Source organism: Nocardioides alcanivorans, from assembly GCF_021555175.1.
Taxonomy (GTDB): Bacteria; Actinomycetota; Actinomycetes; order Propionibacteriales; family Nocardioidaceae; genus Nocardioides; species Nocardioides alcanivorans.
This window is the reverse complement of the sequence record NZ_JAKGRW010000004.1, coordinates 76,006-89,545: the sequence shown is the minus strand read 5'-3', so window position 1 is coordinate 89,545 and position 13,540 is coordinate 76,006. Positions and strand designations below refer to the sequence as shown.

General features: G+C 68.4%; 16 protein-coding genes and 2 tRNA genes. 8 read left to right on the top strand and 10 right to left on the bottom strand.

The genetic code is table 11. The features are described from left to right. Window positions 1-24: 24 nt before the first annotated feature. Together L1066_RS02165 and L1066_RS02160 are read left to right on the top strand one after the other, a co-directional pair. A complete protein-coding gene (locus L1066_RS02165; protein WP_235734745.1) occupies window positions 25-213 on the top strand; it encodes a hypothetical protein in 189 nt (62 codons plus the stop codon). Next, a complete protein-coding gene (locus L1066_RS02160; RefSeq protein ID WP_235734744.1) occupies window positions 210-530 on the top strand; it encodes a hypothetical protein in 321 nt (106 codons plus the stop codon). The genes L1066_RS02165 and L1066_RS02160 overlap by 4 nt, the downstream gene beginning before the upstream one ends. Here L1066_RS02160 and L1066_RS02155 read toward each other — a convergent pair. From L1066_RS02155 to L1066_RS02130, 6 genes are all read right to left on the bottom strand, one after another. Further along, window positions 480-1,487: an LLM class flavin-dependent oxidoreductase gene (locus L1066_RS02155; protein WP_235734742.1), complete on the bottom strand. Its 1,008-nt coding sequence runs from the start codon at window positions 1,485-1,487 to the stop codon at window positions 480-482. The two genes, L1066_RS02160 and L1066_RS02155, sit on opposite strands and share 51 nt — an antisense overlap. 127 nt (window positions 1,488-1,614) lie before the next feature. Next, window positions 1,615-1,687, bottom strand: a tRNA-Glu gene (locus L1066_RS02150). Window positions 1,688-1,786: 99 nt separating this feature from the next. Then, a tRNA-Gln gene (locus L1066_RS02145) sits at window positions 1,787-1,858 on the bottom strand. 85 nt (window positions 1,859-1,943) lie between these two features. Continuing rightward, entirely contained in the window at window positions 1,944-2,939 is a 996-nt protein-coding gene (locus L1066_RS02140; protein ID WP_235734740.1) for a CPBP family intramembrane glutamic endopeptidase, read from the bottom strand. Further along, window positions 2,936-4,381 carry a glutamate--tRNA ligase gene (gene gltX / locus L1066_RS02135; RefSeq protein ID WP_235734879.1) on the bottom strand — a complete coding sequence of 482 codons (1,446 nt, stop codon included), beginning with the start codon at window positions 4,379-4,381 and terminating at the stop codon, window positions 2,936-2,938. The genes L1066_RS02140 and gltX overlap by 4 nt, the downstream gene beginning before the upstream one ends. Before the next feature lie 32 nt (window positions 4,382-4,413). After that, entirely contained in the window at window positions 4,414-5,223 is an 810-nt protein-coding gene (locus L1066_RS02130) for a fumarylacetoacetate hydrolase family protein (protein WP_235734738.1), read from the bottom strand. A gap of 40 nt (window positions 5,224-5,263) precedes the next feature. Between L1066_RS02130 and L1066_RS02125 the strand changes: the two genes are divergently transcribed. Continuing rightward, a complete protein-coding gene (locus L1066_RS02125) occupies window positions 5,264-6,169 on the top strand; it encodes a 3-methyladenine DNA glycosylase (RefSeq protein ID WP_235734737.1) in 906 nt (301 codons plus the stop codon). A gap of 311 nt (window positions 6,170-6,480) precedes the next feature. Here L1066_RS02125 and L1066_RS02120 read toward each other — a convergent pair whose 3' ends face one another. After that, window positions 6,481-6,780 carry a hypothetical protein gene (locus tag L1066_RS02120; RefSeq protein WP_235734735.1) on the bottom strand — a complete coding sequence of 100 codons (300 nt, stop codon included), beginning with the start codon at window positions 6,778-6,780 and terminating at the stop codon, window positions 6,481-6,483. 242 nt (window positions 6,781-7,022) lie between these two features. Between L1066_RS02120 and L1066_RS02115 the strand changes: the two genes are divergently transcribed. After that, a complete protein-coding gene (locus L1066_RS02115; protein ID WP_235734734.1) occupies window positions 7,023-7,547 on the top strand; it encodes an MFS transporter in 525 nt (174 codons plus the stop codon). A gap of 22 nt (window positions 7,548-7,569) precedes the next feature. On the opposite strand, the gene L1066_RS02110 is transcribed toward L1066_RS02115, so the two are convergent. Both L1066_RS02110 and L1066_RS02105 read right to left on the bottom strand, forming a co-directional pair. Then, complete coding sequence (locus L1066_RS02110; RefSeq protein ID WP_235734733.1) at window positions 7,570-8,085, bottom strand: Dps family protein; 516 nt, start codon at window positions 8,083-8,085, stop codon at window positions 7,570-7,572. A 77-nt stretch (window positions 8,086-8,162) separates the two neighbouring features. Further along, the gene (locus L1066_RS02105; protein ID WP_235734732.1) at window positions 8,163-8,744 is read right to left on the bottom strand and encodes a TetR family transcriptional regulator; all 582 of its coding nucleotides are present in this window, start codon (window positions 8,742-8,744) and stop codon (window positions 8,163-8,165) included. 116 nt (window positions 8,745-8,860) lie between these two features. Between L1066_RS02105 and L1066_RS02100 the strand changes: the two genes are divergently transcribed. The 4 genes from L1066_RS02100 (at window position 8,861) to L1066_RS02085 (ending at window position 11,844) form a co-directional block, all read left to right on the top strand. Beyond that, window positions 8,861-9,496, top strand: coding sequence for a biotin transporter BioY (locus L1066_RS02100; protein WP_235734731.1), 636 nt, complete (start codon window positions 8,861-8,863; stop codon window positions 9,494-9,496). A 76-nt stretch (window positions 9,497-9,572) separates the two neighbouring features. Continuing rightward, window positions 9,573-10,187, top strand: a complete 615-nt coding sequence (locus L1066_RS02095; protein ID WP_235734730.1) for an energy-coupling factor ABC transporter ATP-binding protein — start codon at window positions 9,573-9,575, stop codon at window positions 10,185-10,187. Beyond that, on the top strand, window positions 10,184-10,801 hold the full coding sequence (locus L1066_RS02090; RefSeq protein WP_235734729.1) for an energy-coupling factor transporter transmembrane component T family protein: 618 nt from the start codon (window positions 10,184-10,186) through the stop codon (window positions 10,799-10,801). Before L1066_RS02095 ends, L1066_RS02090 begins: the two co-directional genes overlap by 4 nt. Window positions 10,802-11,136: 335 nt before the next feature. Next, entirely contained in the window at window positions 11,137-11,844 is a 708-nt protein-coding gene (locus tag L1066_RS02085) for a hypothetical protein (protein WP_235734728.1), read from the top strand. Between the two features lie 6 nt (window positions 11,845-11,850). Here L1066_RS02085 and cimA read toward each other — a convergent pair whose 3' ends face one another. After that, window positions 11,851-13,455 (bottom strand): citramalate synthase, encoded by a 1,605-nt coding sequence (cimA, locus tag L1066_RS02080; protein WP_235734727.1) that lies wholly within the window; start codon window positions 13,453-13,455, stop codon window positions 11,851-11,853. Window positions 13,456-13,540: the final 85 nt, after the last annotated feature.

Sequence of the window (13,540 nt, the reverse complement as noted above, 5' to 3'; positions counted from 1 at the left end):
TCCTCGCATCTCCGGTGTCCGACCGTGCCTGTCGCGTCCGACACCGTCGTGGGATCATCAGCAGGTGATGGCTCCCCGACGCGACCGACGGGCGACGCACAGCGTGGTCGTGGCTGGCTCCGCACCTGGATCGCCGCTCATCCGGCAGACGTCGTCGACCTCTTCGTCTACGTCGTCGTGCTCAACCTGGCGATCGAGCACCTCCCCAGGTGATCAGCGAGGGCTTCACGCTCTCGCTGCTCACCGCGCTCCTGCTCAAGGTCGCGCTCGAGGTGGTGCTCGTGCTGAAGGGCGCCGCCGCGGCGAGGTTCCGTCGCGCACCGACGCGGCAAGCCAAGGTCACGGGCGCCCTGATGCTGTGGGCCATTGCCGTGGGGAGCAAGCTGGTGGTGCTCGCCCTGATCGACATCGTCTTCGGTGGCGCCGTCAGCCTGGGTGGTTTCGTCCCGGTGACGCTGCTCGTGCTCGTCCTGCTCTTCTCACGAAGCTGCGTCAGACGTCTCCTGTTCGGCACGGGAGTCGGCCAGTAGCTCGAAGGAGCGCAGCGTCGCCTCGGTGCTGCGCGCCATCGACGCGAGGATCAACTCGTCGGCGTCCGCGTGCGCGACGAAGTCGTCGAGGTAGTCGCGCACCTCGCTGGGCGTGCCCACGCCGGAGTAGTGGCTCATCTGCTTGATCTGCTGCCCGGACGGCGAGTCGAGGACCGCGTCAGCCTCGGCCTCGCTGAAGGTGCGGCCGCGGCCGACGAGCTGGTTGACCCGGAGCCGCTGGGACTCCCGGAGCAACGCTTGCGCCTCGTCTGTCGTGGGGGCAGCGACCACGTTGACGCCCGCCATGACCCAAGGTTCCGTGAGCTGCGCCGAGGGCTGGAACTCACGGCGGTAGAGCGCGACGGCATCGACCAGGGCTTGGGGCGCGAAGTGGGAGGCGAACGCGTAGGGAAGGCCGAGCGCAGCAGCCAGCTTCGCTCCGAAGAGCGACGACCCGAGGATGTAGAGAGGCACCTGGGTGCCCTTGCCGGGCACGGCGTCGACGCCGGGGATGAGCGATCGGCCGGCGAGGTAGCCCTGCAACTCCTGGACGTCGCGCGGGAATGCCTCGGCCGACATCGCGTCACGCCGCAGCGCCCGCATGGTGTTCTGGTCACTGCCGGGTGCCCGCCCGAGGCCGAGATCGATGCGGCCCGGATGGAGCGTCTCCAGGGTGCCGAACTGTTCGGCGATCACCAGTGGGGAGTGGTTCGGAAGCATCACTCCACCTGCACCGAGGCGGATCTTCTGCGTGTGAGCGGCCACATGGGCGATCAGGACACTGGTCGCCGACGAGGCGATGGTGGACATGTTGTGGTGCTCGGCATACCAGACCCGGCTGTAGCCACGGCGCTCCGCGAGTTGCGCAAGGGCGACGCTGGCGCGGAAGCTGTCGGCGGCACTCCCACCGGTCCCGATCTGTGCGAGGTCAAGGATGGAGAGGGGGATCGCAGGCATGTCGGCCTCAACCCCCGGGTCCTCCGGGCTATTCCTGGGACGAGCCTGCACAGGTGCGGAGCACCTGAGCGGACCACGCGAAATGCAGAAGGAGCCCCGGCCAACTGGTCGGGGCTCCTTCGCTCTGTACCCCCGACCGGATTCGAACCGGCGCTACCGCCTTGAGAGGGCGGCGTGCTAGGCCACTACACAACGGGGGCTTTGCTGCTTCAGCAGCGAGTGAAACCTTATAGGTTTCCGTCCCTTCGCTCCAAATCGGCTGGCGGTGAGCCTGCCCACTCGACATCGCGAGGGAATCGCTGGGATACAAGGACTCGAACCTTGACTAACTGAACCAGAATCAGTCGTGCTGCCAATTACACCATATCCCACAGTGCTACTTCTTGCGCAGTGCTATTCCTTGCGCAGTGCTGCTTTGTTGCGGTGTTTCCGGCTGAGCCGGCAACGGGGAAAACCTTACACGTGACCTCGAGGGGCCGCCAAAACGGCTCCCTCGGTGTGCCGTCGGACACTCATCCGGCGGCCCAACCAGAGCACGACGGCGAGATAGACCAGCGACTGCGTGAGGGTCACCGGCAGGCTCCACCAACTGCCGCCAGTCGGCGTCAGGACGTCGTCCATGTGGCCGAAGGCCAGCGCCAGCGTGAAGGCGAACCAGTTGTTGAGCACGTGCATCGCGATCGCCGCTTCGAGGCCGCCCGTACGGAGCACGAGGATTCCCGCGACGATGCCGAACGCGAGCCTGTCGACGAAGACCGGCGCGTCCTGGGCTCCGTGTGCGAGGGCGAAGAGGAGGGCCGGAGCCAGCACCGCCACGGCCGGGCCCAGCCAGCCACCGAAGACCTGGGTGAGGTAGCCACGGAACGCATACTCCTCCCCCGCCGCCTGGAACGGGATCAACAGCACGATCACGGCCAGGAACCACCAGGTGCGTTCGTCCACCGCAGCAACGCTCCCTGAGACCGAACCGGCGGTGTCGTCACTGGGGACGAACGCGCTCACGACGATCGTGGCAAGGAGCGCCACCACGGCGAGGCCGCAACAGGCGAAGAACCACGTCCACCGAATCCGACCGACGACGGACACCAGGGACCCCGGAGACAGTCCGTGCAGCAGGCGCTGGATGAGGATCGTCACCGGCACGAGGACGGCCAAGGAGAGCGCGAGATAGGCAAGTCCCCAGGGGCTCATCGGCTGGTCCGTGTCGAGCAGCACCCAGTCGTAGGCGTCGGCGAACGACCCGCCACGTGCCGCGTCGACCCCGGCACGGAGCAGCCTGATGGTGAGCACCAGCACGGCTCCAGCCGTGTAGAAGAGCGTCAGCAGCAGGACGACCCCGACCAGGGGCCGCCACCAACCGGGCGTTCCCAACCGGTGGATGCCGTCGTAGCCGAGGCCCGGCGTACCCCTCCTGCCGTGGGGGTACGCCGGAGCCCCGGTCGGGCGCGTCATCTCGCGAGAGCGCTGCGCAGCCGCGCGAGCGAGCGCTCGCGGCCGATGATCTCCATCGACTCGAACAGCGGCGGTGAGACGCGACGGCCGCTGATCGCCACGCGCACCGGTCCGAACGCGTTGCGCGGCTTGAGCCCGAGCTCCTCCACGAGCTTGGCGCGCAGGGCGGCCTCGATGTCGGCCGTCGACCAGGTCGACAACGCCTCGAGTGCGTCGAGACTGGCCTGCACGACACCGAGACCGTCCTCGTTGAGGACCTTCTCGACGTCGGCGGGATCACGGGTGAAGCTCTGCTCGTCGGCGAAGAGGAAGCCAAGCATCGGGGCCGCCTCGGTGAGCTTGTTCATGCGCTCGGCCACGAGCGGCATGGCCATCTCGAGAAGCTGGGCGTCGGCATCGGAGACCGGGTCGGAGACGACACCTTCGGCCTTGAGCAGCGGCAGCACCCGGTGGGTGAGCTCGTCGAGCGAGAGCATCCGCATGTGGTCGGCGTTGATCGCCTCCGCCTTCTTGAGGTCGAAGCGCGCCGGGTTGGGATTGACGTCAGCGATGTCGAATTTCTCGACCATCTCCTCGAGGGTGAAGACGTCGCGGTCCGCGGCAATCGCCCATCCGAGCAGGGCCAGGTAGTTGAGCAGGCCCTCGGGCAGGAAGCCCTGCTCGCGGTAGAGCGCCATGTGGGCCTGCGGATCCCGCTTCGAGAGCTTCTTGTTGCCCTCACCCATGACGTAGGGCAGGTGGCCGAACTCGGGGGTCTCCTTCGCGACGCCGATCTCCTTGAGCGCATCGAAGAGCGCGATCTGACGCGGCGTGCTGGAGAGCAGGTCCTCCCCGCGCAGCACGTGCGTGATCTCCATGGTGGCGTCGTCGACCGGAGCGGTCAGCGTGTAGAGCGGATCGCCGTTGGCACGGCACAGCGCGAAGTCGGGCACGAACTCGGTCTGGAACGAGATCTCGCCCCGGACCAGGTCGTTGAAGCCGATCTCGCCGTCGGGCATCCGGAACCGCACGACCGGCTTGCGGCCGTCAGCGACGAAGGCGTCCCGCTGCTCGTCGGTGAGCTCGCGGCAGAAACCGTCGTAGCCCATCACCTTGGAGCCGGCCTCCTTGCGGCGGGCACTGGCCTCGTCGGTGGTGCAGTAGCAGTCGTAGGTGTAGGAGGAGGCACGCAACTTCGCCAGCACATCGGCGTAGATGTCGGTGCGCTCGCTCTGGCGGTAGGGCCCGTAGGGCCCGCCCACGACGACGCCCTCGTCCCATTGCAGCCCGAGCCAGCCCATCAGGTCGATGAGGGAGTCGTAGGACTCCTGGGTGTTGCGCTCCTTGTCGGTGTCCTCGATGCGGAACACGAAGGTTCCACCGTGGTGGCGCGCGAACGCCCAGTTGTAGAGGGCGGTGCGAGCCAGACCGACATGCGGGCTGCCGGTGGGCGACGGCGCCATGCGCACGCGCACCAACTTGTTGGACGTGCTGGTCAACGTGATGCCACCTTGTTCGTGAGAGAGCCGATGCCGGCGATCGAGACCTCGACCTCGTCGCCGATCTCCATGGGACCGACGCCCTCGGGGGTGCCGGTGAGGATGACGTCTCCGGGAAGGAGGGTCATCACGCTGCTGACGTGGGCGATCAGCGTGGGGATGTCGAAGACCATGTCGGCCGTCGTACCGTCCTGGACGACCTCACCGTTGAGGTGGGTCTGGATCTTCACCCCGTCGATGAAGGCCTGCGGGTCGAGGTCGGTCTCGATCCACGGGCCGAGCGGACAGAAGGTGTCGAACGACTTCGACCGGGTGAACTGCACGTCGCTGCGCTGCAGGTCACGGGCGGTGACGTCGTTGGCGATCGTGTAGCCGTGGATCACGTCCGTCGCCTGTTCGGCAGGCACGTCGCGGCAGATGCGGCCGATCACGACGGCGAGCTCGCCCTCGTAGTGCACCTCATTGCTCTGCGCCGGGTAGCGGATCAGGTCATCGGGGCCGACGACAGAGGTGTTGGGCTTGATGAACATCAGCGGTTCCGCCGGTACCTCGCCACCCATCTCGCTGGCGTGGGCGGCGTAGTTCTTGCCGATCGCCACCACCTTGCTGCGAGGCAGCACCGGGGCAAGCAGCCGGACATCGTCGAGCCGGTATTCCTGCTCCAGGAGCTTGATGCCCACGTAGAGCGGGTCCCCAGCGAGGCCGACGATGACCGCGCCTTCCTCCGGCTGGCCGTACTGGTCGAGTTCCCCGGTCAGGACGCCATAGAGCGGCTCGTCCCCGGTGGTGAATCTGCAGATGCGCACGGGTTCCAGCCTATCGTCCCCACTCTCCTACCCTTGACCCGTGGAGTGGGCACGGCTGACCGAGGAGACATGGCGCGCGAACGCGAGCGCACACGGGGCCCGCGTGGACGGTTTCGTCTCCTCCCACCTGGCCCGGCGCAAGGACCACGTGAAGCACCCGGTGCACGACTTCCTCTTCGTCTACTACAACCACCGGCCCGCCCAGCTCCGCCGCTGGCACCCCGGCCCGGGTGTGGTCCTCGAGGGCGGTGCCGAGCACTACCGCGACCTCAAGGGCTACACGACGGAAGGCGACGACGCGAGGCTCGATCCGGCGTACGTCGCGGCGCAGCTCGGCAGGGTCCGGACAACGCGGGCCCTGCTCGCCGCGACGGCCTCCCGCACGCCGAACCTCGGATGCTTCGGGCTGCACGAGTGGGCAATGGTGCACCGACTTTCCGAGGACGAGACCCGCCATGCCGACTGGCCGCTGCGACTCGGTGCAACGGGCACCGATGAAGTCGTCGAGTCACACCGGATCGCCTGTTCCCACTTCGACGCCTATCGCTTCTTCACACCGACGGCGGTGGAGCTCAACACCCTGCGTCCGCGCAGCGAGGACCGTGTCGACTTCGAGCAGCCGGCCTGCCTGCATGCCAACATGGATCTCTACAAGGTCGCCTTCCGGCTCAGCCCGATGGTGCCGAGCGACCTGGTCGCCGACTGCTTCGAACTCGCCCGCGACATCCGCACCCTCGACATGCGCGCCGCGCCCTACGACCTGAGCGGGCTCACCGACCACGACGGGCAAACCTTCACTCCGGTGAAGATCGAGACGCCCGAGGGCAAGCGGGAGTACGCCGAGCACCAGCGCCGGTTCGCCGCCCGCTCGGCGCCGGTCCGCCAGCGCCTGATCGACGAGTGCGACCGACTCCTCACTGTGGCGCCCCGGAGTGGGAACGTCTGATGTGACCTGGGGGCTTGGGTCAGGCGCGGACACGAACCCCTGGCTCACATCAGAGCTTTGCCCGCTCGAGGATGCCGGCGCCCCCTGTCCTCAGGTGTAGATTCTCCTCTGCACAGGGCTCTGAGCGTGTCTGTTGGGTGGGAAGACACGCGCCCCCGCGACCCCGGAGGTCCTGTGTCTGCTGTTGCCAGCTATCGCGCCCTGATCGCCCTGACGGGCCCGGGCTACGTGATCGGCGCCTTCTTGGCCCGACTGCCGTTGGCCATGAGCCAGCTCGGCGTGCTGCTGCTGGTCAGCGACACCACCGGAAGCTATGGCGCCGGCGGAGCAAGCGCCGGCGCGCTCGCGGTCGCCAACGGGCTCACCGCTCCCGCTTGGGGAGCGGTCGCCGACCGGGTCGGCCAACGCCCGGTGCTGGTGGTGCAGTCGTTGGGTGGCGCAGCCGGGTTCGCGGGCATCCTCGCGCTCATCCACGCCGACGTCCCGTGGGGCTGGGTGGCCGCCGCGAGCGCTGCTGCCGGCGTGATGCTGCCGCAGGTCGGGCCGATGTCGCGGGTGCGGTGGCGACCGATCACGGACGGGCAGCCGCAGCAGGAGCGCTTGGTGAGCACCGCCTTCTCCTACGAGGGCGCGGCCGACGAGGCGGCATTCGTGGTGGGACCGGCGCTGGTGGGCATCGGCGTCTCGCTGGTCTCCCCGACAGCGGCGATCGCCAGTGCAGGCGCCGTGCTCGCGCTCTTCGGCACCTGGTTCGCCCTGCACCCGACCGCTCCCCGCCCCACGACGGGCCGACCGGCGGCGAGGCCGCCGGAGCGCGCTGGTCGCTCCCCTCGCGTCGCTGTGCCTGAGCCAGTTGGCCATCGGCGCGATCTTCGGCTCCGTGCAGACGGGTACGTCGGTGCTCGCCACCGACGCCGGCCAGCCCGGCCTGACCGGGTTCCTGCACGCGTTGCTGGGAGTGGGCAGCGTCATCGCCGGACTCTCGGTCGCCGCGTTGCCGGAGCGCTTCGGCCTGCCCGACCGGCTGCGCTGGTTCGCCCTCGGCCTGCTCGTCCTCGCGTTGCCGCTGCTCCTGGTCGGCTCGGTCGCAACCCTCGTGCCGGCGTTGCTGGTGCTGGGCATCAGCGTTGCCCCCTACATGATCACGACCTTCACCCTGGGAGAGCGGATCACACCCCCGTGGCGGCTTGCTTCAGTCATGACACAGCTCGCTGCCGCCACGGTGCTGGGCTATGCGCTGGGCGCCAGTGTCGCGGGTCAGATGGCAGACCTCGGAGGCCACCGACCGGCGTACGCGGTCACCGTCGGCGCGGCAGCCCTGGCGGTGCTGGTCTCCTGGACGGGCCGGCGCGCCCTGGAGCACGCCGGCCGTCCGTGAGCACCACCGGAAAGGGGAAGCGTCAGGGCCGGACCTGACGCGGGCTGCCGCTGTTGGCGACGCGGTTCTCGGAGTCGATGAGCCACGCAAGCTGCTCGATCCGCTCCAGGATCGCGTGCAACATGTCGGCGCTGGTCGGGTCCTCGGCGTCGACGTCGTCATGGATCCGGCGAGCGGTGCCGGCGACGGCGTAGAGCGAGGCGACGATCGCGTCGACGGTGTCGGCAGTGTCGATCTCGTAGGCGGTCACGTCGGGCAGGCTCGACTGCGCAACGACGGTGGCGGCGCGGCCGTCCGGGATGGCGTAGACCGCCCGCATGCGCTCGGCAATGTCGTCGGCGAACCCGCGGGCCGCATCGACGACCTCGTCGAGCACCAAGTGGGTGTCGCGGAAGTTCTTGCCGACCACGTTCCAGTGCAGCTGCTTGCCCTGCAGGTGCAGGTCGGTGAGGTCGACCAGCATCTGCTGGAGGTGGCTCGCCAACTGCTTCGAACCCTGGAATGCCGGGTGGGAGGTGTGCTTCAACGTCTGGGTCATCAAACCTGTCCTTCTCTCTCGGTGATGACCACATCTTCCCCTCTTTTTGGAATCGTTCAAGAAAGGAAAGGCAAGCCTCAGCGGCCTGACCAGAGTGTGAGCCAGCGCATCTCAAGCCAGCTGTGCGCGGATCCCGTCGACCACCAGATCCAGCCCGATCCCGAAGTCCTCGGGCAATGCCTCCGCGGGAATCGCTCCCAGCCGAGCAGCCTGCTCATGGGCCTGCTGCGCCACCGCGTGGCCGTAGACATAGTGCAGGAGGGTGCGCGCCGCGGGTTCGACGACGACATCGGCCAGACCCGACTTCCCCAGGATCTCCACGAGCTCCCGGAACGGCTCCGCACCCCCAGCCCGAAGGCGAACATCGAGGCCACCACGTCAGCACCGTCGGGATAGGCCAACACCGCGCCACGCAGGTCGGCACACCGCTCCCGGACCAGGTCGGCCCAGTCGTCGAGTCCCTCCCCCGACGGACGTGGTCCACGCGCGACGATCTCGTCGGCAACCGCCCCCAACAGCGCCTGCTTGTTGGCGAAGTGGTGGTAGAGCGCGCTCTGCTGCACTCCGAGCTCAGCACCCAGTCGACGCATCGTCAGGTCGGGCAGCCCGACCACCGACAACACCTCCAGCGCCTTGTCGACCACGTCGCGACGATCCACGCGCCCTCCTCCACCTTCGTGTGACCCGAGTCTCGGTTGACCGGATCGCACTCCTGACCCTACCCTGAACACCGTTCACTGAACACCGTTCAGACGCTCCCGTGAGGCAGGATCACATGACCAGCACCAGCAACCCGGCCGAGGCCGGCACCGTCGAGACGAAGGTCGCACCGATGCGCAGCACGCGTTCGTCCGGCACCGACATCGCCCTGATCGCGGCCTTCGCGGCACTCATCTCGGCGTGCGCCTACATCGGTGCCGTGCCCGTGGGCGGTGGCGGAGTGCCGATCACCCTGCAGACCTTCGCGGTGATGCTCACCGGCTGCCTTCTCGGCCCCCTTCGCGGCTTCCTCGCCGTGGCGCTCTACCTGGGCCTGGGTGCCATCGGCCTGCCGGTCTTCGCCGAGCACTCGTCCGGCCTCGGCACCTTCACCGGCGCCAGTGCCGGCTACCTCTACGCCTTCCCCCTCGCCGCGGCACTCGCGGGATTCCTGGTCAAGTACGTCGCGGGGTCGCGACGCACCAGCGCCCTCATCGTGTTCGCGTGCTCACTCACCGCCAGCATCCTGGTGATTCACCCACTGGGCATCGCAGGCATGAAGCTCTACTTCGACGTCTCGTGGCACCAGGCCCTCACCTGGGACACGCCGTTCTGGATCGGAGACCTCGTGAAGACCACCTTCACCGCACTGATCGCGGCCGAGGTGCACCGCGCCTTCCCGCGCCTGCTGGAGCGTGAACGCAGCAAGTGATCGAGTTCAACGCTGCCGCGGTCGTCGTCCCCGATTCCTCCGGGGCAGGCGACCGCACGCTGCTCTCCCCACGACCGTGACCCTCGGTGACCAGCGGGTCGCCGTGATCGGCTCCAACGGCTCCGGCAAGTCCACCCTTGCGAGAATGGTCAACGGACTGGTCGGTGCCAGCTCCGGCACCGTCAGCGTCAACGGCCTCGACGTGCGAAGTGATGCGGCCGCTGTGCGCAGGACCGTCGGCTTCTGCTTCACCGATCCCGCGGCCCAGCTCGTCATGCCCACCTGTGTGGAGGACGTGGAGCTGTCGCTGCGTCGTACCGTCCGCTCGGCCGCCGCGCGACGCGACAAGGCGATGGACATCCTCGCCGAGTTCGGCCTCGCCGACCATGCCCACAACTCCGTGCACTCACTGTCGGGCGGCCAGAAGCAGATGCTCGCCCTGGCTGGGGTACTCGCGGTGGAGCCGAGCGTGCTGGTCGCCGACGAACCCACCACGCTGCTCGACCTCGCCAACACCCGCCGCGTCGGTGACCTCCTGCTCGGACTGTCCCAGCAACTGCTGTTGGTCACCCACGACCTCGAGCTCGCGGCACGCTGCGACCGGGCGCTGGTGGTCGACCACGCAGAGGTCGTCTTCGACGGGGACGCGGACGAAGCCGTCGCGCACTACCGCGGCCTGGTGGCGCAGTGAGCCAGGTCCTGATCGGGCTGCACCGCCCCGGCAACACCCTTCTTCACCGGCTCCCCGTCGGGTTCAAGGTGGTGGCGCTGGGCGTCTTCAGCCTCACCGTGGTGCTGGTGCGCGACGCGCGCGCCTCGTTCCTCTTCCTCGCCTTCGCACTGACGCTGGCCGCGATCGCCCGAGTGCCGCTGCGCCACCTCTGGCGGGCGGCCCGGGCGATCCTTCTCCTGGCCGTCTTCGTCGCTGCCTTCCAATGGTGGTGGTACGGCGCAGAGAAGGCCGTCGAGACCCTCGTCGACCTCGTCGCCCTGGCTCTTGCTGCCGTGGTGGTGACCTCCACGACGGCCGTCAACGCGATGCTGGACGCAATCGTCCGGTGGCTGCAGCCGTTCCGTCGCATCGGCGTGGATCCGGAGAAGGTCGCGCTCGCCTTCTCCCTCGCGATCGGCGCCCTCCCCGGCACGGTCACACTGGCGCTGGAGACCCGCGACGCCGCACGGGCGCGGGGACTGAGCAAGCATCCGCGTGCCTATCTCACGCCCTTCGTGGTGCGCGTGGTCGCCCGGGCACTCGAGACCGGCGACGCGCTGCACGCACGCGGCATCACCGACCGGGAGGCATGAACCACCGTTGCGGGTGGTAGAAGGTGCATCGTCCCCTCCCACCGAACCGGAGTCCCACGTATGTCGTCCGAGGAACCGCCTGCCGGTCAGCAACCGAACCCCTACGGTCCTCCCCCGGCCAACAACCTTGGCAGGGCGGTCCACCGCCCACCGGCTGGGGACCGCCCGGTCAGCAACCGCCCACCGGCTGGGGCCCTCCGTCGGGCCAACGGCCCGGGACCTCGCCCTACGGCAACTCCCCCTACGGCCCTCCCAGCGGCGATCCCACGCAGGCCCCCTGGCAGCCGACGCCGCCGACCGGGGGCGGCCGACGCAGCGGCATCATCGCCTTGGTCGTGGTGCTGGTGCTCCTCGTGGCCGGTGGTGGCACCGCCATCGCCCTGACCCGAGGCGACGGTGACGGCGATGCGAAGAAGGAGGAGAAGACCTCCGAGCCGTCCGGGGACCAGTCGGCCACCGACCCCGCACCACCCTCCGACTCGGGAAACATCGAGCCGACCGACCCGCTCTCCTCCTCCGACGCGGGCCCGGACGGCCCCGCAGCGCCGGGGGACGGCGTACCCACGGAGAAGTGGCGCGGCTCTCCGCGGGCGTCCGAGTACCGCGACGACTGGGAGTTCAAATGGGAGGGCAACGTCTACAACGCACGCGCCGTGGTGGCGCGCGACCATGCCGACTGCGCTGAGATCGCCACCGACACCCAGCTCGACGACATCGGCTGCGCACGCGCCGTCACCGCCACCTACGTCAACGAGCGCGACAAGGTGACGATCACCCACTTCTTCCTGCGGATGGACACCCGGGCAGCCGCACGCAAGGTGGAGAAGCGGAAGGACGCAGACACCCTGCTCACGATCGACGGGGACGCCGTCTGGCAGGACTGGGAGAAGGGTGGCTGGCGGATCTCCCGGGTCAAGCGCATTGTCGTCCTCACCGCGGTCACGGCTCCCAAGAACGCCGACGAGGACAAGGTGCAGGACTACCTGCGCTGGGCCCACCAGGACTTTGCACTGGCCATGAGGATCAGGAAGAACGACTTCTGATCCTCCTCACCCCTGGCGGTGACGCAGTCCGAAGGTGAAGCCGTCGACGAGTGCCTCCCACGAGGCCTCGATGACGTTGTGCCCGACGCCCACGGTCACCCACGAGGTGGTGCCGTCGGTCGTCTCGATGAGCACCCGGGTGATCGCATCAGTGCCGTGGCCCTGGTCGAGGATCCGCACCTTGTAGTCGATCAGCTCGAACTTCGCGACCTCGGGATAGGCCTGACCGATCGCCTGCCGCAGTGCGTGGTCGAGCGCGTTGACGGGACCGTTGCCCTCACTCGTGCTGATGATCCGGGACCCGGCGGCATGCAGCTTCACGGTGGCCTCGGAGACGGCCTCCTCGTCGGGTACGACGCGGTCGACCGTCTCGGTGATGACCCGCCACGACTCGACGTCGAAGAAGCTCACTGGGTGCCCCTCGACCTCCTCCACCAGAAGCAGCTCGAAGGACGCGTCCGCTGCCTCGAAGGTGTAGCCGCGCGCCTCCTTCTCCTTGACGCTGTCGGTGACGCGAGTGATGACCGCTCTGCCCTCGTCGGTCTCGCTGGAGAGGTCGAAGCCCAGTTGGCGGGCCTTGAGCTCGATGGACGCCCGGCCCGCCATGTCGGAGACCAGCAACCTCATGTCGTTGCCGACCTCCATCGGGTCGAGATGCTGGTAGAGGAACGGATCGACCTTGATCGCCGAGGCGTGCAGCCCCGCCTTGTGGGCGAATGCCGACGTGCCGACGTACGGCTGACGCGAGGCCGGTGGCACATTCGTGACGTCGGCGACGGCATGGGCGATGCGTGTCGCGTCTGCCAGGAGTCCCTCGGGGAGCACCTGCCGGTCGAGCTTGAGCTGCAGGTTGGCGACGACCGTGACGAGGTCGGCGTTGCCGGTGCGCTCGCCGTAGCCGTTGACGGTGCCCTGCACGTGGCTCGCACCCGCGTCGACCGCCGCCAGACTGTTGGCGACCGCGCAGCCGGTGTCGTTGTGACAGTGGATGCCGACCCGAACCCCCGTGGTGTCGATGACGTCGTGCACCACATCAGCAACCCACGGAGGCAGCATTCCGCCGTTGGTGTCGCACAGGGCGACGACCTCGGTGCCTGCTTCGGCGGCCGTGCGGAGCACCTCGAGGGCGTAGGCACGGTTCTCCCGATAGCCGTCGAAGAAGTGTTCCGCGTCGAGGAAGACCCGCTGGCCCTCGGCGCGCAGGTGGGAGACCGTGTCGCGGACCATGGCCAGGTTCTCCTGGAGCGTGGTGCGCAGGGCCATCTGGACGTGTCGGTCGTGCGACTTCGCCACGAGGGTGACCACGGGTGCCCCGCTGTCACGCAAGGCAGCGACCTGGGGATCGTCGGCCGCCGCGACACCGGCCTTGCGCGTCGAGCCGAAGGCGGCGAGCAGTGCGTGCTCCAGGTGGAGCTCGCCGGCCGCACGGCGGAAGAACTCGGTGTCCTTCGGATTCGCCCCCGGCCAACCACCCTCGATGAACCCGACGCCGAGCCCGTCCAAGTGCCGCGCAATCGTCAGCTTGTCGGCGACGGAGAGGTTCAGCCCCTCCTGCTGGGCGCCGTCGCGGAGCGTGGTGTCGTAGACGTGGAAGGAGCCGTGCAGATCCATCGGTGGTCTCGTTTCGGGTGTCGGTGCAGTGCCTGGAAATCAAAAAACCTCTCGAGAACGAGAGGTTGCGCGTCGGGCTGTGCCT

Coding starts and splice junctions, on each gene's coding strand:
- L1066_RS02155 (WP_235734742.1), bottom strand. CDS start 1,487: ATGCCTGCGATCCCCCTCTCCATCCTTGACCTCGCACAGATCGGGACC.
- L1066_RS02140 (WP_235734740.1), bottom strand. CDS start 2,939: ATGACGCGCCCGACCGGGGCTCCGGCGTACCCCCACGGCAGGAGGGGT.
- gltX (WP_235734879.1), bottom strand. CDS start 4,381: ATGGCGCCGTCGCCCACCGGCAGCCCGCATGTCGGTCTGGCTCGCACC.
- L1066_RS02110 (WP_235734733.1), bottom strand. CDS start 8,085: ATGACCCAGACGTTGAAGCACACCTCCCACCCGGCATTCCAGGGTTCG.
- L1066_RS02100 (WP_235734731.1), top strand. CDS start 8,861: ATGACCAGCACCAGCAACCCGGCCGAGGCCGGCACCGTCGAGACGAAG.
- cimA (WP_235734727.1), bottom strand. CDS start 13,455: ATGGATCTGCACGGCTCCTTCCACGTCTACGACACCACGCTCCGCGAC.